This window comes from Pseudomonas sp. Pseusp3, assembly GCF_047304225.1.
GTDB classification, from domain to species: domain Bacteria; phylum Pseudomonadota; class Gammaproteobacteria; order Pseudomonadales; family Pseudomonadaceae; genus Aquipseudomonas; species Aquipseudomonas fluorescens_CD.
Genome location: NZ_JBGLYV010000013.1, coordinates 28,998 through 45,784, shown reverse-complemented (window position 1 = coordinate 45,784; position 16,787 = coordinate 28,998). Strand labels below are relative to the sequence as shown.

Genomic DNA, 16,787 nt, shown 5'->3' with positions numbered 1-16,787 from the left:
GCGTCGTACCTATCATTGCCGTCGATGTTCACCATCACCTCAATGAAGTTCTCTTAAAAAATCCACGGCGTAACATCTGCTCCATACCAACCCATCAGCACCCCGGAGCACACCATCATGAAACGCCAGACCCTTCTCAGCATCGCTTTCTCGGTTTTCGCAGTTAACGCTTTCGCCGCAACTTCTGCTCAACCTGTGGTCGCTGAAGGCGGCTCGGATCGTCTGATTGAAAGCCGTGTCGCCGAGGGTGGTTCCGATCGCCTGATCGAGAATCGTGTGGCCGAAGGTGGCTCGGATCGCCTGATCGAAAGCCGCGCTGTCTGAATGCAGTGCTTTACCGCAGGACGCAAAGAAAAGCCCGGCCTCAACAGCCTGATGTTGTTCAGTCACGCAAGAAGGATTCACCCACTGTAGGAGCGAGCTTGCTCGCGATGGACTCAAGAGCGCTGCGTTTAGTCAGTAAACCCGCGGCATCGTTAACGACCATCGCGAGCAAGCTCGCTCCTACAGGGGATCATTCTCGCTAGACGGAACAGCATTGGCCTCAACAGCCGGGTTTTTTGTGCTTTTTACCCCGCGATTACTTCCCCGCCTGCGCCATGCAGCGCTGGTAACGCTCATCGACCCGCTTGGCGAACCACGCGGTGGTGAGTTTGCGGGTGATTTTCGGGCTTTGCAGCACGATCCCCGGCAACACTTCACGGGGTAACGGCCGACCCTCGGCCCTTTCGGCCAGCTCGAAGACCCGCCGATAGAGTTTGCTGTCTTCGAACGCCAGGGTTTTCCCCTCCTCCAGTTGCTCCCGGATCGTCGGATTGCGCATGTCCAGTTGCTTGCCAAGGGTACGCACGGCCAGTTCCGTGGTACCGGGCATGATCGAACCGTAGTTCACCAGATCGCCGTCCAGCGCCAACGGGATACCGGATGCCCGGCTCACCGCATTCTGAAACGCGGCGTTGCGGCTGGCGTACCAACCCGCGTTGAAATCCGCAAAGCGGTACAGCGGCTGCGGATAGCTCACCGGATAGCCAAGCAGATGCGCGATGCCGAAATACATGCCGCCGCGCCGGGTAAACACTTCATGGCGAATCGAGCCCTTCACCGGGTACGGATAACCTTTGGCCTGCTGCTCGGCAAAATCAATCGCGACCTGCATCGGCCCGCCGGTATGCACCGGGTTGAAGCCACCGAACAGTTTTTTGCCCATCGGTACCATGCCGATGAAATCGTCGAAAATGGCGCTCAGTTCCTTTTCGCTGCGCGCGGCATTCAGGCGGTCGCTGTAGCTTTTGCCATTGGGCGAATCGAGCTTTAACGCTCCGCTCACCAACAGGCCTGGAATGTGTGCCTTGGCGGCACGACGGTCGATCTCGTCGCGGGCGATCTTGCCCAGCCCCGGTACGCTCGGATCGACCTGAAAGGTCGACTCCTGTTCGGTCACGGCCAGCACCGAGCACAGGTTCTTCGTGGTCGGCGAGATGTCTTGCGCGGTAAACGCCACCTGGATATCCGTGGCCCAACCCTGGGGATCGGCAGCTTTCGCCGGCAGCAAACGCACAATCTCAGCCTTCACTTCGGCCGGACTGCGCGCCGCCGGCTCCTGGGTTCGCTGGCTGCCGCAACCGGCCAGTACCAGCAAGGCGGCGATGCTTGAGATCAATCGATTGGCTTGCATGTCGTTCCATCTAATCCGTTGGTCGGGGCCAACCATACGACCAATGGCATGCCAGCGGCTACGGCCGCGGTAGTCCGATGGTTGCCGCCCTCCCCGACTGGACCATACTTTATCCACGTAGCGAGGAGAACAGGCTCATGCACCGCAGCGACGTGTTGATCATCGGCGCCGGCCCGACCGGGCTGGTCCTGGCATTGTGGCTGAGCAAACTGGGCGTGCGCGTGCGGATTGTCGACAAAACCTCCGCCCCCGGCACCACGTCCCGGGCGCTGGCCGTCCAGGCACGGACGCTGGAGTTGTATCGCCAGCTCGGACTGGACGACGCCGTGGTGCAAAACGGCCATCGGGTGGTGGCCGGCAACTTCTGGGTCAAGGGTGAGCCCGTGGCGCGCCTGCCCCTGTCTCAGATCGGTGAGGGCCTGACCCCCTACTCGTTTCTCGAGATTTACCCGCAGGACGAACACGAACGGCTGCTGATCGAGCGTCTGGAAGCCTTCGGTATCGTGGTGGAACGCAACACTGAACTGACAGGCTTCGAGCAAACCGCAGACGGCATCACGGCCACGCTGCACCTGCCCGATGGTCAACAGGAAATCTGCCAGGCCTGTTACCTGGCCGGATGCGACGGTGCGCGGTCGATTGTGCGCAAGACCCTGGATACCGGATTTCCCGGCGGCACTTACCAGCAGATTTTCTACGTCGCCGACGTGCAGGGCAGCGGCCCGACATTCAACGGCGAACTGCACGTGGATCTCGACGAGGCGGACTTCCTCGCCGTGTTCCCACTGGGAGACAGTGGTCGTGCCCGTCTGATCGGCACGGTGCGCGACGAGCGCGCCGAACACGCCGAGACCCTGCGCTTCGAGGACGTCAGCAGCCGGGCCATCGAGCACATGAAGGTGAAGATCGAGCAACTGAACTGGTTTTCGACCTATCGCGTGCATCATCGGGTGGCGGATCACTTCCGCAAAGACCGGGCGTTTTTGCTGGGTGATGCCGCCCATGTGCACAGCCCGGCGGGCGGTCAGGGCATGAACACCGGGATTGGCGATGCCATCAACCTGGCCTGGAAACTGGCGGCCGTGTTGAGCGGTGGTGCCGAGGCCAGACTGCTCGACACCTATGAAACCGAGCGCATCGCCTTCGCCCGCAGACTGGTGGCCACCACTGACCGGGTATTCAACTTCATCACCGCCGAGGGGCGGATGGCCGATTTGCTACGGACACGCCTGGCACCGCTCTTGATCCCGAAAATAACCTCGTTCGAAACCTCCCGCGAATTCATGTTTCGTACGATATCGCAAATAACCCTGAATTATCGGGGCATGCCATTGAGCGCAGGCATTGCCGGGCACGTGCATGGCGGTGATCGCCTGCCCTGGGCCCATGACGGTGAGGGGGATAATTTCGAGTCGCTCAAGTGCCTGACCTGGCAGGTGCATGTCTATGGCGACACCAGCGACGAGATGATTGCCTGGTGCCACGAGCACCATCTGCCGCTGCACGTGTTCGACTGGCGACCGGCGTTCGAAGCGGCGGGGCTGGGGCGCAACGGGTTTTATCTGTTACGGCCCGATACCTACGTGGCGATCGCCGAGACGTGCTCGGACCCGAAAGTGATCGAACGGTACTTGCGTGATCACGGGATCCGGCCGTTTTTTGGCGCGCCCTGAAGACACCACATCCTTCCTTGTAGGAGCGAGCTTGCTCGCGATGGTCGTTAACGATGACGCGTGTTTACTGACTAGACGCGGCGCTCTTGAGTCCATCGCGAGCAAGCTCGCTCCTACAGGGGGGGATATGCGCTGGTGCCTAGATTCCGGCCAACGCCAGATCCATCGCAAAGTAAGTAAAGATCAGGTCTGCCCCGGCACGCTTGATCGCCCCGAGGCTCTCGCGCACCACGCGGTCTTCATCGATGGCCCCGGCCTGGGCGGCAAACTTGATCATCGCGTACTCACCGCTCACCTGATACGCCGACAGCGGCAGGCGCGAGGCTTCGCGAATGTCGCGGATGATGTCCAGATACGCACCGGCCGGCTTGACCATCAATGCATCGGCGCCTTCCTGTTCGTCGAGCAACGATTCGCGCACCGCTTCGCGGCGATTCATCGGGTTCATCTGGTAGCTTTTGCGGTCGCCCTTGAGCGCACTGCCACCCGCCTCGCGGAACGGGCCATAGAGCGCCGAGGCGAATTTGGTCGAATAGGCCATGATCGCCGTCTGGGTAAAGCCGGCGTCATCGAGGGCCCGGCGAATCGCCTGGACCTGCCCGTCCATCGCCGCCGACGGGGCGATCACATCGGCACCGGCACGGGCCGCCGCCACCGCTTGCCTGCCGAGGTTGATCAGGGTCTGGTCGTTGTCGACTTCATGGTTGTGCAACACGCCACAATGGCCGTGATCGGTGTATTCGCAAAAGCAGGTGTCGGACATCACGATCATTTCCGGCACAGCGTCCTTGGCAATGCGCGACATGCGCGAGACCAGGCCGTCATCGCGCCAGGTGTCGCTGCCGCTGCTGTCCAGGTGATGGGACACGCCGAAGGTCATCACCGACTTGATCCCGGCACGGGCGTAGCGCTCGATCTCGCCGGCCAGCTTCGACTCGGGAATGCGCATCACACCGGGCATGCTCTTGATCGGCACGAAGTCGTCGATTTCTTCTTCGACGAAAATCGGCAGCACCAGATCGTTCAGGCTGAACTCGGTCTCCTGGAACAGGCTGCGCAGACTCGCATTGCGGCGCAGACGGCGTGGGCGTGCTTCGGGGAACTGACTGGACATGGCTATTCCTGAATTTCAGAGGACGAAATGTAGGAGCGAGCGTGCTCGCGATGGACTCAAGAGCGCTGCGTTTAGTCAGTAAACACGCGTCATCGTTAACGACCATCGCGAGCAAGCTCGCTCCTACAGGCAAGAGGTTTAATTCGAGACTGGTTTCGGGATTTCCAACCCGCGCACCACCGCCGGCCGCGCCAGGAAGCGTTCCAGCACCCGCGTGACGTTAGGGAAGTTTTGAATGCCCACCAGATCGCCAGCTTCATAGAAGCCGATCAGGTTGCGCACCCACGGGAAGGTGGCGATGTCGGCGATGGTGTAGCGTTCGCCCATGATCCAGTCGCGCCCTTCAAGGCGGCCGTCGAGCACCTTGAGCAGGCGTTTGCTTTCCTCGACGTAGCGGTCACGTGGACGCTTGTCCTCGTAGTCCTTGCCGGCGAACTTGTTGAAAAACCCGAGTTGGCCGAACATCGGGCCAATACCGCCCATCTGGAACATCAGCCACTGAATCGTTTCGTAGCGCGCAGCCGATTCCTGGGCCAGCAGTTGTCCGCTCTTGTCGGCCAGGTAGATCAGGATCGCTCCCGACTCGAACAGCGCCAGTGGCTTGTCGTCCGGACCGTGGGGGTCGAGGATCGCCGGAATCTTGTTGTTGGGATTGAGGGAAAGAAATTCCGGGGACATCTGGTCGTTGGTGTCAAACCCTACCCGGTGAGGTTCATACGGCAGGCCGATCTCTTCGAGCATGATCGAGACCTTGACGCCGTTGGGGGTCGGCAAGGAGTACAGCTGAATCCACTCCGGGTATTGGGCAGGCCATTTGCGGGTGATGGGGAATGCGGACAAATCGGTCATGGGCTGGATCCACGAAGACATTGAGAGTGACGATCATAATGGAGATAGCGGCTCTGCGATCCCTTGCAGCCATTAATCTCGCTGATAGACGAGATCAAAAGAGATCACGACCGTTTCAACACCATCAGGTGTAGCGTGTCCACGATTTCGCAACATCCTGTCGCTAACCTTCACTGAAAACCGTTAAGGTTGCCGGTACATTGCTGCGCGCTCGACCGGAATCGAACCAAACGGGCTCAGGGGACTCTGAGCACCACCCCTTTGAAAACGGACCGGTTTCAACGACATGGAAAACACCCGACGCTGGAACATCGTGGTGTAAAGGTTTGTCAGACTTAACCGAATTGCGCTGAAGAACCCTCTATTCATGAATTTGTTCAATATTGCCAACCGCTTCAGACATCGCGCCTACCTGCTGCTGCCCGTCTTGCTGGCGGTCAGTTCGGTGTTCCTGTCGCTGGAGGCCAGTCAAAGCCGCGCCCAACCGATGGATGGAACCCAGACGCTGGTCTTCCTGCGCCACGGGGAAAAACCCGCCGGTGGCCTGGGCCAGCTCAATTGCCAGGGGCTGAACCGCGCCATCGACCTGGCGACGCTGCTGCCGGAAAAGTTTGGCAAGGCCAACTATGTGTTTGCGGCAAACCCGACCCGTAACGTCGAGGAAGGCGAGTTCGACAATTCCTACAGTTACATTCGTCCCCTGATGACCATCAGCCCCAGCGCCATCAAGCTCGGTCTGCCGGTGAACATCAATTTTTCCGCCAATGACACCGATGACCTGGCCGAAGAACTGCTTCACGACAAGTATCACAACTCGGTCATCTACACCGCCTGGTCACACGGCTACCTGCCGGAGCTGATCAACACAGTGGCCGGCGAAGCCACCGGCAAGAAAACGACCATCATGGAAGACTGGGAATCCAGCGATTATGACTCGCTGTATGTGCTCACCCTGACCTGGCACAACGGCAAGGCCAGTTTGCAGAGCCATGTGTACAAGCAAGGCCTGGATAATGGCTCGCAAACCTGTCCGACCTGAGTGACTCATTGCTTGGTCGGGCCCCTTCGCGAGCAAGCCCGCTCCCACATTCGATCTCCAGCGAACACAAATATTGTGAACGGCGCTGATTAAATGTGGGAGCGGGCTTGCTCGCGAAGGGACCAGTAAAACCGACATCACTTTCGTTGATTCACTCGCTCACGCAGGTACTCGAGAACCGCCCCCCGCTCCCCGGCAAACTCGATCCGCGCGCCTTTCTTCTCTCGCTGAAACGCGTACATCGGATCGTAATACTCGCGCAGCAACCCTTCGATCCAGCCGCGGTGCAGATCCACCGCGCCACTACGGGCCTGCTCTGCCAACGCCTCTTCCATCAAAACCAGCATGCGCCGATGACGTTCGCCGCCCAGGCGTTTCTGCACATTGTTGAGGCTCGCCAGCAACCGTTCGGAAAACAGCGCAAAGCCCTCCTCGCCATGCACGTCGATGAATTCTGCGCACAGATCCACCACGTAATCGCGCAGGATCCGCTCTACCCGACCTTCCAGGCTGTCTTCCAGCCACACCATCGGAAACTGCTGCATGCCCTGGTACAGCGGCAATGGCAACGCACAACTGCCCACCGCGCGGCTTTCGTCTTCCAAAACGATCTGCTCGATGCCCCGGGCGCGTTTTTTCAGCACATCTATGGCCAAACGGTTTTCGAAGTCGATGTTCGATGGCTGGCCCGTGGCGCGTTTGCCGAAACTGGAGCCGCGATGGTTGGCATGACCTTCAAGGTCCACGCTGTTGCCCAATTGCTTGAGCACTTCGGTCTTGCCAGTGCCGGTCATACCGCCCAACAGGACGAAATCGCACTGGGTCAAGGCTTGATCGAGGGTATCCAGCAGGAAGGTACGCATGGCCTTGTAGCCGCCACCCACCCGTGGGTAATCGATGCCCGCCTCGTCCTTGAGCCATTGCTGGACTATCTGCGAGCGCAGGCCGCCGCGAAAGCAATACAGCAGGCCATCGGGATGCGCCTTGGCAAAATCGGCCCAGGCCTGGATGCGTTCGGCCTTGACCGCGCCCGACACCAGTTGATGCCCCAGCGTGATGGCCGCCTGCTGGCCATGCTGCTTGTAGCACGTGCCGACCCGCTGGCGTTCAAGGTCATTCATCAACGGCAGGTTGACCACACCGGGAAACGCGCCCTTGTTGAATTCGACTGGTGCGCGGGCGTCCATCATGGGCCGGTCGTTGAGGAAGATGTCGCGGTAATCGGTGCAGTCGACAGACATCAAATCACCTCGACCGCGTTGCTCTGTCGTTCGACCAGTTCACCGATCGGCTCCAGGCTCAGGCCCAGTTCGGCGGCCACCGAGAGAAACTGCTCGTTGCCTTGCGGCGTGACGGCAATCAGCAGGCCGCCGCTGGTCTGCGGATCGCAAAGCACGCGTTTGTGCAGTTCCTGGAGCCGCCCGAGCTTGCTGGCGTAGCTGTCGAAATTGCGCAGCGTACCGCCCGGTACGCAGCCCTGTTCGAGGTAATACTCGACACCCGGCAAGCGCGGTACGCGGTCATATTCGATACGCGCCGTGAGCTGGCTGCCGTCGGCCATTTCCACCAGGTGCCCGAGCAGGCCGAAACCGGTGACATCGGTCATCGCGGTTACGCCGTCGAGCTTGCCGAAACGGCTGCCGGGTTTGTTCAGGGTGCACATCCAGTCCCGGGCCAGGCCGATGTCGGCATTGCGCAACTTGCCCTTTTTCTCGGCCGTCGTAAGGATGCCGATGCCCAGGGGTTTGGTGAGATAGAGCAGGCAACCGGCCGTGGCAGTGTCGTTGCGCTTCATGTGGCGCTTATCCACCAGACCGGTGACGGCCAGGCCAAAGATCGGTTCTGGCGCGTCGATGGAGTGCCCACCTGCCAGCGGGATGCCCGCCTCGTCACATACCGAACGGCCGCCGCGTATCACTTCCCGGGCAACTTCCGGGGCCAGCACGTTCACCGGCCAGCCCAGGATCGCAATCGCCATCAACGGATCGCCGCCCATCGCATAGATGTCGCTGATGGCATTGGTGGCGGCAATTCGGCCGAAATCGAAGGGGTCGTCGACGATCGGCATGAAAAAGTCCGTGGTCGAGACCACTCCGCGCTCTTCGTCGATGGCATACACCGCCGCATCGTCGCGTGAGGCGTTGCCGACCCAGAGTTTCGGGTCGAGGTTCTGCGCCCCGCTGCCGGCCAAAATCACTTCCAGCACCTGGGGGGAAATCTTGCAACCGCATCCAGCGCCGTGGCTGTATTGGGTCAGGCGAATCGGCTCGCTCATGGGGCACCTCATAGGGTCAATGAGGCCGATTCTAGCAGAGCGGGGCATGCGGGCCACGGACCTTGTGGGAGCGGGCTTGCTCCGGGCGGCGTTCCGACGAAGGCGGAGTGTCAGACACATCAATGCCGGATGTGCCGCCGTCTTCGCGAGCAAGCCCGCTCCCACATTGATCGTGGTCATGGCAGCAAAATCACCTTGTCACCGCTGCCCTGATTCACTTCGGCATAACGCTCCACACCTTCGGCCAATGGCGACTCGAACAAGCCCTGCGGCAACGGCAACAGGTCCTGATCGAAGAACCGGCCAAACTGCTCGAGCATGGCCGCACACGCCTGTACCCCGTACAGCAACGAGTTGATCCCCACCACTGAGCCGCCCTTGCGATACAACGCCAGGGCCGGCAACTGCACATGACCGTCCACCGGTGCGGCGATGATCGCGATGCGACCGAACGCGGCCAGGGCTGGCACCGAGGCCGGCAGCCAGAATCCGGTGGTGTCGAAAATCACATCGGCGCCGCCGGCATAGACCGCGTTGACCTGGGCCCCGAGGTCTTCGGGTTTATCCAGTTGCAGGGTCTGGTAACCCTGGTCCTGCAAGTCCTTGACCTGCTCGGGACGCCTCGCAGCCGCCAGCACCCGGGCACCGCGCACCTTGGCCAAGGCCAGCGCGGCACTGCCGACCGCTCCGCCACCGATGACCAGCAATCGGGTTTCGGCGGTCACCAGGCTGCGTTCCAGCGCATCCCACGCCGTGGTGTACGGCACGCCGAGGCTGGCGGCCTGGGCGAAGCTCAGGTGCGTGGGTTTGAGCGCTACGCCATTGGCCGGCAGCTTGACGAACTGCGCGTGGGAACCGTCGGCGAAAAAGCCCAATTCCTTGCCCGTGCCCCAGACTTCCTGACCGATCAATGCCTGCGGGCCGGCCACGACCACGCCGGCAAAATCACGACCGGGAATCCGCGGCAGGGTGGTGTAGGGAAAACGCCCCAGCACGTTCTTCACATCGCTGGGGTTGAGCCCCGCGGCCTTGATCTCGACCAGCACTTCATTGGCGCCGGGAACGGGGGTAGGCACCTCGACGTAGCGCAGGGCCGAGAGATCACCGGTTTTATCGAATTGCAGAGCTTTCATGGGCGTATCCATCGAGTCAAAGAGGGTTCAGGAAATCCAGCCAGCCACCAGCTCGCGCCCCATCGGCCAGAGCTTTTCACCGGCGAGCATGCCGAGCAGGCCAACCAGCGCGATGGCCGGGGGTGCGGGGGAACGAAAATCCAGGGCGCCGTAGAGCAGACCGACGCCCAGACCGATGGCCACTGACATGAGGTAGTTCACGGCAGACTCCGGGGGCAATTGAGGTATGCGTTGAGTCTAGAGGGCGACGCTGGCGAGCATCGGCCAAGTGCTTCTGAATTTCGGCCAAAGCATGGCCCGGCGAATTCAGCCTTGGCGTTGCGCCGCCGGAAACTGTGACGGGGCGACACCCAGTTCACGCCGAAACATGTCACTGAAGCTGCTCGGCGAATAGCCCAGCTCCCGGGCAATCGCGCTGACCGGTACGCCCTGGATCAACCCGGCCACCGCCGTCGCCAGTTGCACCTGACGCCGCCACTCGGCGAAGCCCATGCCCAAACCGTCCTTGAACAGCCGCGCCAGGGTCCGCACGCTGGCACCGGCGGTTTCTGCATGCTGTTCGAACGGAATATCCAGCGAAGGCGCAGACATGACCGCCTGACACAGGTTCATCAGCCGTCGATCGGAATCGTCCGGCAGCGGGATCTTGAGCAGCGAACGCCTGGCGCGCCTGAGCTCCAGCAGCGCCAGCCCCACCAGCGCGTCGTAATACTCGGGCGGCCCGTCGTTGCCCTGCTCCACCAGGCCGACGATCAGCTCGCGCAGCAAGCCGCCGACCTCGATGACTTGCACGCTGTCATCCAGGGTCGCCGCCAGGGACGGGCGCAAGTAGATATTGCGCATTTGCAGGTCGGACACCACGCGAATCCCGTGGGGCACGCCGGGCGGCAACCACACCGCCCGCTGCGGCGGCACTACCAGTGCCTCGTGCGGCGTCTCGACCCACATCACCCCGCTCATCGCATACAGCAACTGGCCCCAGACGTGCTCATGGGGCTCGATGTACAACCCGCGCGGATAGGTGCGAGCCAGCGGCTGCACAGGCACATCGGTGTCACTCAGGTCAGGCGGTGCGGCGAGGGCCATGGTCAATGTTCATTGGGGGACGGTAAGACTGCATGGTAACGGGGCGTCAAATTTGTCGCCAGCAACCGCCGCCGTCCGACAATCCGAGTGAATTTTCCCGATGGCACGCGATCCTTCTATGTACAACAGGGAGGAACCGCGGCTTTATGAACAGTGCAAAATTATTCGTCATCGAGTACACCCTCCATGGCGCTCCAAAGTCTTTCATTATCCGACTGGAAAAAATGGATAACACAGAAGCCTGGCATTGGGCGAGCTGTGACGCGGGGGTGGGGCGAATCCCCCGTTTTGGACGCGAGAAGGTGCAAAAGACCAGCAAGCCGATGGCTGAAAAATTCGGCGTGGAAAATGTCAGATGGCGGCCGGCGCACTAATCTCAGGCAACCATCAGGTTCGGGGGACGGGACATGAGCGCAACACCCATCAGCAGCCCTGCGCAACTGGACTACGGTCTGGACACGTCGCTCGGCCGCATCACCAAAAGCGCCGAGTGCCGGATCGGACTGGAACAGGTCGAAAATGACGCCTTTTGCTTCGCTATACGCGTCCCGGCACCACTGCCGAAAGATCTGGAGCATGCCAGGACCCTGGTGCTGCGGGTCGAAGGGCGGCGCTTGCAGGGCAACGTCCGCCGCAGCGAACGCCTGGAGGATGGCAGCCTCAGGCTGGAAGTGGAGCCGGACTAGGCTCCACTTTTGCGTGTACCGTGGTTTTCAGTGGGCGCACTTGCAGTCTTTATGAGCGCACTCCTCGCCGTGCTCATGGTGTTTGGCGCAGGCTTCACAGCAGTAATGCTTGCCGTGACGGGCAATCGGATGTTCACCGAGTTTGCAGGTACATTTCGGACAATCGCAGATACTTTCACGGTCAATCATGGAGCTGACTCCTCTAGCAAGGTCGTCCCGTGCTCGGATGCACAGGATAAGTGTAGTGGCTGTCGCTCCTGCCGATTACAAATCCCTGTGGGAGCGGCGGTGCGACGATTCGACTTGCTCGCGAAGAGGGAGTGTCAGTCACGATAATTGTTGTCTGACACACCGCCTTCGCGAGCAAGCCCGCTCCCACAGGTCTTGTCTCTGTTCTGTCAGATACGGAACTGCCCGACCAGACTGCCCAGGCGCTGACCGAGGTCGGCCAGGCTACGGGACGTTTGCGCACCGAGTTGGGTTTCGTCGGCGACGTTATCCACCGCCACGGCAATCTGGTGCACGCTGCGATTGATCTCTTCGGCCACGGCGGTCTGCTCTTCGGCGGCGCTGGCGATCTGCGCATTCATCGAATTGATGGTCGCGATCAGTTGCGCCATGGTGTCCAGCGAAGCCCCCGCCTCGTTGGCCTGGGCCGAGGTGCCATCGCCAGCCTCGCTGGAGCGACGCATCGCCTCCACTGCAGACCGGGTGCCGGCCTGCAAGCGGTCGATCATGCCCTGGATTTCCTGGGTGCTGATTTGCGTGCGGCTGGCCAGCGCCCGCACTTCATCGGCCACCACCGCAAAACCGCGTCCGGCCTCCCCCGCACGGGCGGCTTCGATGGCCGCGTTGAGCGCCAGCAGGTTGGTCTGCTCGGCAATCGAGCGGATCACCCCGAGCACGCTGACAATCGACGACACGTCTTTTTGCAAGCTGTCGAGGGACACGCCACTACTGCGGATGTCGTCCACCAGCGCATGGATCTTCTCGATGCTGCCGGCCACCACACGCTTGGCCGCCTGCCCTTCTTCGTCGGTCTGCTGGGCTGCCACCGCGGCGTTCTGCGCGCTCTTGGCCACTTCCTGGGCCGCCGCCGACATTTCATTGATCGCCGTGGCCACCTGATCGGTCTCATGGCGTTGACGCTCCATGGCCTGGTCCGAGCGATGGGCCTGGTCGGACACCTGACTCACCAGCCCGGTCAGTTGCGAGGTCATTTCGGTGATCTGCCGTACCAGCCCGTGAATCTTGTCGACGAAACGGTTGAACGAGCCCGCCAGCTCGCCGAGCTCATCCTGACTGGTGAGCGTCAGGCGACGGGTCAGATCGCCCTCGCCTGCCGCGATGTCGTCGAGGTTGGCTTTCATCAGATGCAGCGGACGCAGAATGGTGTTGGCCAGCAACATTCCGGCAGCGGCAATCACCAGCAGCACCACGACCGCCACGCCGACGATGCTCAGCACCATGCCTTGCATGCGCTCCTGGACCTTGGCTTCGACCACCGCCACTTGCGCTTCAATGCCGTCGAGGTTGACCGAGGTACCGACCGCCATGTCCCACTTCGGCAGGTATTCGGTGTAGCCGAGCTTGGGCACCAGCACCTGGGAGTTACCGGGTAATGGCGAGCTGTATTGCAGGTAGTGCGTACCGTCCCTGGCGACTTTCACCAGATCGCGGTTGACGTAGACACCGTTCGGATCGCGGTTGTCCTTGAAGCTCTGGCCCACGCCTTCGGGACTGCTGGCCTTGAACAGGCGCACGGTGTTGGAGTCGTAGCCGAAGAAGTAGCCGTCCTTGCCATAGGTGATGCTCGACAGCAGCTTGATCACCTGGGCCCGCGCCGCCTGATCGCCGGGGGCGGCCGCGTCGTAAAGCGGTTTGATCGCGGTCATGGCCACGGCCACGTAGCTTTGCAGGGTCGCCTTGGCATCGCTGAGCAGGCGTTCGCGGGTCTGCTCGACTTCCTTGCGCGCCTGATCCTGAAGAATGAACAGCGTGGTCAGGCTGATGACCAGCGCAAACAGCAACACCGGGAGGACGGCAAGGGACAGGACTTTAGCCTTGAGGCTCATGCGCATGACGTTCACTCTTTTGATTTTGTTGGCGTGGGTAAAAGCTTTAACGGCACGCCAGGGCAAAAGTTGAACGCTGTGAGATGGACTTGCGAGCCCCTGTAGGAGCGAGCCTGCTCGCGATGGACCCAAGAGCGCTGCGTTTAGTCAGTAAACACGCGGCATCGTTAACGACCATCGCGAGCAAGCTCGCTCCTACAAGGGGTTCCGGGGTTACAGGACCATCGCCGCCACCCAGCCGAACGCCAGCAGCGGCAGATTGTAGTGCAGGAAGGTCGGGACCACGGTGTCCCAGATGTGATGGTGCTGGCCGTCGATGTTCAGGCCGGAGGTCGGGCCGAGGGTCGAGTCCGAAGCCGGCGACCCGGCGTCGCCCAAGGCACCGGCGGTACCGACGATGCACACGATCGCCAACGGGCTGAAGCCCAGTTGCACGCACAGCGGCACGAAGATCGCCGCCAGAATTGGCACGGTGGAGAACGAAGAGCCGATGCCCATGGTCACCAGCAGCCCCACCAGCAGCATCAGCAAGGCACCGATGCCCTTGCTGTGATCGATGTACGACGCCGACGACTCGACCAGCGTCTGCACCTCACCGGTGGCCTTCATCACTTCGGCAAATCCCGAGGCGGCGATCATGATGAAACCGATCATCGCCATCATTTTCATGCCTTCGGTGAACAGGTCATCGGTGTCGCGCCATTTGACGATGCCCGACACCGAGAAAATCAGGAAGCCGACCAGTGCACCGATAATCATAGAATCCAGCAACAACTGAACGATGAACGCCGCCGCGACGGCCACGCCAGCCACCATCAGGCTCAGCGGGTTGTACTGCACCGCCACTTGCTCGACCTGTTCGATCCTTGCCAGATCGTAGACACGCTTCTTGCGGTAGCTGACAAACGCGATCAGCAGGCCCGCCACCATGCCCAGGGCGGGAATGCCCATGGCGTGGGTCACATTGATGCCGCTGATGTCCACCCCGCTGCGCGCGACGTTGGCCAGCAGGATCTCATTGAGGAAGATGTTGCCGAAGCCCACCGGCAGGAACATGTAGGGCGTGATCAAACCGAAGGTCATGACACAGGCGATCAGTCGACGGTCCAGTTGCAGTCTGGTCAGCACATACAGTAGCGGCGGCACCAGCAACGGAATGAACGCGATATGGATCGGCAGGATGTTCTGCGAGGCAATGGCCACGACCCAGAGCAGGCCGATCAACAGCCATTTGACCTGGCCACCGCCGCTGGCGTGCTGGCGATCGACCATTGCCAGCGCCTTGTCGGCCAGCGCATGGGCCATGCCGGACTTGGCAATGGCCACGGCGAAAGCGCCCAGCAAGGCGTAGGACAGCGCCACCGTCGCCCCACCGCCAAGGCCACTGTTGAAAGCCTTGAGTGTCGCCTCGATCCCCAGGCCACCGGTCAGGCCACCGACCAGCGCACCGACGATCAGGGCGATCACTACATGCACGCGGGACAGGCTGAGTACCAGCATGATGCCGACCGCGGCAATTACTGCATTCATTTCTTTACCTCGAGACAAACGAAAAGACTCCGTCCGGCAGTCTGCGAAGAGCCGCCAGCGGATTAAGGAATGGGTTTTATTAGAGGGCGCGCACTGTGCCGCAGCATCACCTACTTGTCAAAGCACCCCGGCGCTATCGATATGTAACGGCATGTGAGACCTGTAGGAGCGAGCTAGCTCGAGATGCACTTGAGAGCACCGTGGGGTATCAGGTTTCCATCATCATCGTTGACGACCATCGCGAGCAGGCTCGCTCCTACAGGGGGAAGTGCTTGATAGCCGATAGACGGGATAAAGAAACCGAAATTCCGGCCGCTACAGTGCAAAGTCTCAGATATTTATCGAATAAGGACGTCTCCATGTCGCTCAGACAACTTTCCATTCAATGGAAAATCACCCTGCTGGCCGGGCTGTGCCTGGCGGGCATCGTGACCCTGCTGGTGGGTCTTTCCCTGTACCGCATGGAGCACAGCTCCGGGATGGTGAAAGCCTCGAGCATGGAGATGCTGACCGAAGCGGCCCAGGCCCGGATCGAGTCCCAGGGCGAAAACCAGGCGCTGGGGATTCGCCAGCAGTTCATGGACGCCTATCAGTACGGCCACGGCTTCTCCCGGCAGGTGCTGTTCCTGCGTGAGCAGGCCGAGAAGCGCTTTCTCGATGCCTTCGACCTGCGCGAAGACCTGACCCGCCAGGTCAAGTCGGCCCTGCAGGCCAACCCGGACCTGCTCGGCCTGTCCCTGGTGTTCGAACCCAACGGACTGGATGGCAAGGACGACCTGTTCACCGGTCAAGCCGAACTGGGCAGCAACGACAAGGGCCGTTTCGCCCTCTACTGGTCGCAGCCGACGCCGGGCAAAGTGACGTCCATGGCCTTGCCGGAAAAGGACATGGCCGACACCAGCACCGGCCCCAGCGGCGAAGCGGCCAACGCCTGGTTCACCTGCCCGCGCACCACGCTCAAGCCGTGCGTGATCGAACCGTACTTCTATGAGATCGACGGCCAGAACGTGCTGATGACCAGCATCGTTTTCCCGCTGATGGTCAACGGCAAGGTCATCGCCTCGCTATCGGTGGACATCAACCTCAACAGCCTGCAAGCGGTCAGCCTGGACGCAAGCAAGAAGCTCTACGACGGCCAGACCAGTGTCAGCATCATCAGCCCGGCCGGCCTGCTCGCCGGCTACAGCCCGGACGCCAGCAAACTCAGCCAGCGCCTGGAGGCCGTGGACAAGGCCAGTGGCGCCGAACTGCTGCGCATGCTTGCCGCCAGCAGCAAGACCGGCAGCCTGCACAGCAATCAGCAACTGAAAGTGCTGGCACCGTTCCAGCCGATTCCCGGCGGAAAATCCTGGGGCGTGCTGCTCGACGTGCCGGAAAAAGTCCTGGTCGGCCCCGCCGAAGCCCTGAAAAAGCAACTGGACGACAGCAACACCGCCGGTACGCTGGTCGAGCTCGGCCTGGGGATACTCGCCGCGCTGCTGGGCCTGGTGCTGGTGTGGCTGATGGCCCGCAGCGTCACCAAACCGATCCTCGGCGTGGCGCACATGCTCGAAGACATCGCCAGCGGCGAAGGTGACCTGACCCGTCGGCTGGCTTACGACAAGAAGGATGAACTGGGCCAACTGGCCGGCTGGTTCAACCGTTTCCTCGAC

At 61.3% G+C, this 16,787-nt stretch carries 15 protein-coding genes and 3 pseudogenes; 6 read left to right on the top strand and 12 right to left on the bottom strand.

Going from position 1 to position 16,787, the window contains the following annotated elements; genetic code table 11:
• Positions 1–117 precede the first annotated feature (117 nt).
• Positions 118–315 (top strand): annotated as a pseudogene (locus tag ACCD00_RS06835) (phage infection protein); the annotation flags it as partial.
• Between the two features lie 265 nt (positions 316–580).
• On the opposite strand, the gene ACCD00_RS06830 reads toward ACCD00_RS06835, so the two are convergent.
• On the bottom strand, positions 581–1,675 hold the full coding sequence (locus ACCD00_RS06830) for a DUF1615 domain-containing protein (RefSeq protein WP_413423058.1): 1,095 nt from the start codon (positions 1,673–1,675) through the stop codon (positions 581–583).
• Positions 1,676–1,812: 137 nt separating this feature from the next.
• Here ACCD00_RS06830 and ACCD00_RS06825 point away from each other — a divergent pair, with 137 nt between their 5' ends.
• Positions 1,813–3,348, top strand: a complete 1,536-nt coding sequence (locus ACCD00_RS06825; protein WP_413423056.1) for an FAD-dependent oxidoreductase — start codon at positions 1,813–1,815, stop codon at positions 3,346–3,348.
• A 139-nt stretch (positions 3,349–3,487) separates the two neighbouring features.
• Here the strand turns inward: ACCD00_RS06825 and hemB are convergent, their stop codons facing one another.
• Both hemB and ACCD00_RS06815 read right to left on the bottom strand, forming a co-directional pair.
• The gene (gene hemB / locus ACCD00_RS06820) at positions 3,488–4,462 is read right to left on the bottom strand and encodes a porphobilinogen synthase (protein WP_008021700.1); all 975 of its coding nucleotides are present in this window, start codon (positions 4,460–4,462) and stop codon (positions 3,488–3,490) included.
• A gap of 138 nt (positions 4,463–4,600) precedes the next feature.
• Positions 4,601–5,311 carry a glutathione S-transferase family protein gene (locus ACCD00_RS06815; protein WP_413423053.1) on the bottom strand — a complete coding sequence of 237 codons (711 nt, stop codon included), beginning with the start codon at positions 5,309–5,311 and terminating at the stop codon, positions 4,601–4,603.
• A 367-nt stretch (positions 5,312–5,678) separates the two neighbouring features.
• Here ACCD00_RS06815 and ACCD00_RS06810 point away from each other — a divergent pair, with 367 nt between their 5' ends.
• Positions 5,679–6,350 (top strand): histidine phosphatase family protein, encoded by a 672-nt coding sequence (locus tag ACCD00_RS06810; protein ID WP_413423051.1) that lies wholly within the window; start codon positions 5,679–5,681, stop codon positions 6,348–6,350.
• A 137-nt stretch (positions 6,351–6,487) separates the two neighbouring features.
• On the opposite strand, the gene mnmH is transcribed toward ACCD00_RS06810, so the two are convergent.
• The 5 genes from mnmH to ACCD00_RS06785 form a co-directional block, all read right to left on the bottom strand.
• Positions 6,488–7,591 (bottom strand): tRNA 2-selenouridine(34) synthase MnmH, encoded by a 1,104-nt coding sequence (gene mnmH / locus ACCD00_RS06805; protein ID WP_413423049.1) that lies wholly within the window; start codon positions 7,589–7,591, stop codon positions 6,488–6,490.
• Positions 7,591–8,625 carry a selenide, water dikinase SelD gene (gene selD, locus ACCD00_RS06800; RefSeq protein ID WP_413423047.1) on the bottom strand — a complete coding sequence of 345 codons (1,035 nt, stop codon included), beginning with the start codon at positions 8,623–8,625 and terminating at the stop codon, positions 7,591–7,593. Before selD ends, mnmH begins: the two co-directional genes overlap by 1 nt.
• Before the next feature lie 176 nt (positions 8,626–8,801).
• Positions 8,802–9,758 (bottom strand): quinone oxidoreductase family protein, encoded by a 957-nt coding sequence (locus ACCD00_RS06795; RefSeq protein WP_413423045.1) that lies wholly within the window; start codon positions 9,756–9,758, stop codon positions 8,802–8,804.
• Positions 9,759–9,785: 27 nt separating this feature from the next.
• Complete coding sequence (locus tag ACCD00_RS06790) at positions 9,786–9,959, bottom strand: DUF1427 family protein (RefSeq protein WP_413423043.1); 174 nt, start codon at positions 9,957–9,959, stop codon at positions 9,786–9,788.
• Between the two features lie 105 nt (positions 9,960–10,064).
• Positions 10,065–10,844: an AraC family transcriptional regulator gene (locus tag ACCD00_RS06785; protein ID WP_413423041.1), complete on the bottom strand. Its 780-nt coding sequence runs from the start codon at positions 10,842–10,844 to the stop codon at positions 10,065–10,067.
• A 146-nt stretch (positions 10,845–10,990) separates the two neighbouring features.
• Here ACCD00_RS06785 and ACCD00_RS06780 point away from each other — a divergent pair, with 146 nt between their 5' ends.
• Positions 10,991–11,218, top strand: coding sequence for a DUF6555 family protein (locus ACCD00_RS06780; RefSeq protein ID WP_413423039.1), 228 nt, complete (start codon positions 10,991–10,993; stop codon positions 11,216–11,218).
• 33 nt (positions 11,219–11,251) lie between these two features.
• Positions 11,252–11,530, top strand: coding sequence for a hypothetical protein (locus ACCD00_RS06775; RefSeq protein ID WP_413423037.1), 279 nt, complete (start codon positions 11,252–11,254; stop codon positions 11,528–11,530).
• Between the two features lie 27 nt (positions 11,531–11,557).
• On the opposite strand, the gene ACCD00_RS06770 is transcribed toward ACCD00_RS06775, so the two are convergent.
• The 4 genes and pseudogenes from ACCD00_RS06770 to ACCD00_RS06755 all read right to left on the bottom strand — a co-directional run bounded on the left by ACCD00_RS06770 (position 11,558) and on the right by ACCD00_RS06755 (position 15,135).
• The gene (locus ACCD00_RS06770) at positions 11,558–11,719 is read right to left on the bottom strand and encodes a metallothionein (protein ID WP_085718940.1); all 162 of its coding nucleotides are present in this window, start codon (positions 11,717–11,719) and stop codon (positions 11,558–11,560) included.
• A gap of 209 nt (positions 11,720–11,928) precedes the next feature.
• A complete protein-coding gene (locus ACCD00_RS06765; RefSeq protein ID WP_413423129.1) occupies positions 11,929–12,684 on the bottom strand; it encodes a methyl-accepting chemotaxis protein in 756 nt (251 codons plus the stop codon).
• Between the two features lie 102 nt (positions 12,685–12,786).
• Positions 12,787–13,605: pseudogene (locus tag ACCD00_RS06760) on the bottom strand (cache domain-containing protein); the annotation flags it as partial.
• Between the two features lie 213 nt (positions 13,606–13,818).
• The gene (locus ACCD00_RS06755) at positions 13,819–15,135 is read right to left on the bottom strand and encodes a Na+/H+ antiporter family protein (RefSeq protein ID WP_413423035.1); all 1,317 of its coding nucleotides are present in this window, start codon (positions 15,133–15,135) and stop codon (positions 13,819–13,821) included.
• A gap of 359 nt (positions 15,136–15,494) precedes the next feature.
• Here ACCD00_RS06755 and ACCD00_RS06750 point away from each other — a divergent pair.
• Positions 15,495–16,784: pseudogene (locus tag ACCD00_RS06750) on the top strand (HAMP domain-containing protein); the annotation flags it as partial.
• Positions 16,785–16,787: the final 3 nt, after the last annotated feature.

Coding starts and splice junctions, on each gene's coding strand:
- ACCD00_RS06795 (WP_413423045.1), bottom strand. CDS start 9,758: ATGAAAGCTCTGCAATTCGATAAAACCGGTGATCTCTCGGCCCTGCGC.
- mnmH (WP_413423049.1), bottom strand. CDS start 7,591: ATGTCTGTCGACTGCACCGATTACCGCGACATCTTCCTCAACGACCGG.
- ACCD00_RS06830 (WP_413423058.1), bottom strand. CDS start 1,675: ATGCAAGCCAATCGATTGATCTCAAGCATCGCCGCCTTGCTGGTACTG.
- ACCD00_RS06785 (WP_413423041.1), bottom strand. CDS start 10,844: ATGGCCCTCGCCGCACCGCCTGACCTGAGTGACACCGATGTGCCTGTG.
- ACCD00_RS06780 (WP_413423039.1), top strand. CDS start 10,991: ATGAACAGTGCAAAATTATTCGTCATCGAGTACACCCTCCATGGCGCT.
- ACCD00_RS06815 (WP_413423053.1), bottom strand. CDS start 5,311: ATGACCGATTTGTCCGCATTCCCCATCACCCGCAAATGGCCTGCCCAA.
- hemB (WP_008021700.1), bottom strand. CDS start 4,462: ATGTCCAGTCAGTTCCCCGAAGCACGCCCACGCCGTCTGCGCCGCAAT.
- ACCD00_RS06775 (WP_413423037.1), top strand. CDS start 11,252: ATGAGCGCAACACCCATCAGCAGCCCTGCGCAACTGGACTACGGTCTG.
- ACCD00_RS06810 (WP_413423051.1), top strand. CDS start 5,679: ATGAATTTGTTCAATATTGCCAACCGCTTCAGACATCGCGCCTACCTG.
- ACCD00_RS06755 (WP_413423035.1), bottom strand. CDS start 15,135: ATGAATGCAGTAATTGCCGCGGTCGGCATCATGCTGGTACTCAGCCTG.
- ACCD00_RS06770 (WP_085718940.1), bottom strand. CDS start 11,719: ATGATTGACCGTGAAAGTATCTGCGATTGTCCGAAATGTACCTGCAAA.
- selD (WP_413423047.1), bottom strand. CDS start 8,625: ATGAGCGAGCCGATTCGCCTGACCCAATACAGCCACGGCGCTGGATGC.
- ACCD00_RS06825 (WP_413423056.1), top strand. CDS start 1,813: ATGCACCGCAGCGACGTGTTGATCATCGGCGCCGGCCCGACCGGGCTG.
- ACCD00_RS06765 (WP_413423129.1), bottom strand. CDS start 12,684: ATGGAGCGTCAACGCCATGAGACCGATCAGGTGGCCACGGCGATCAAT.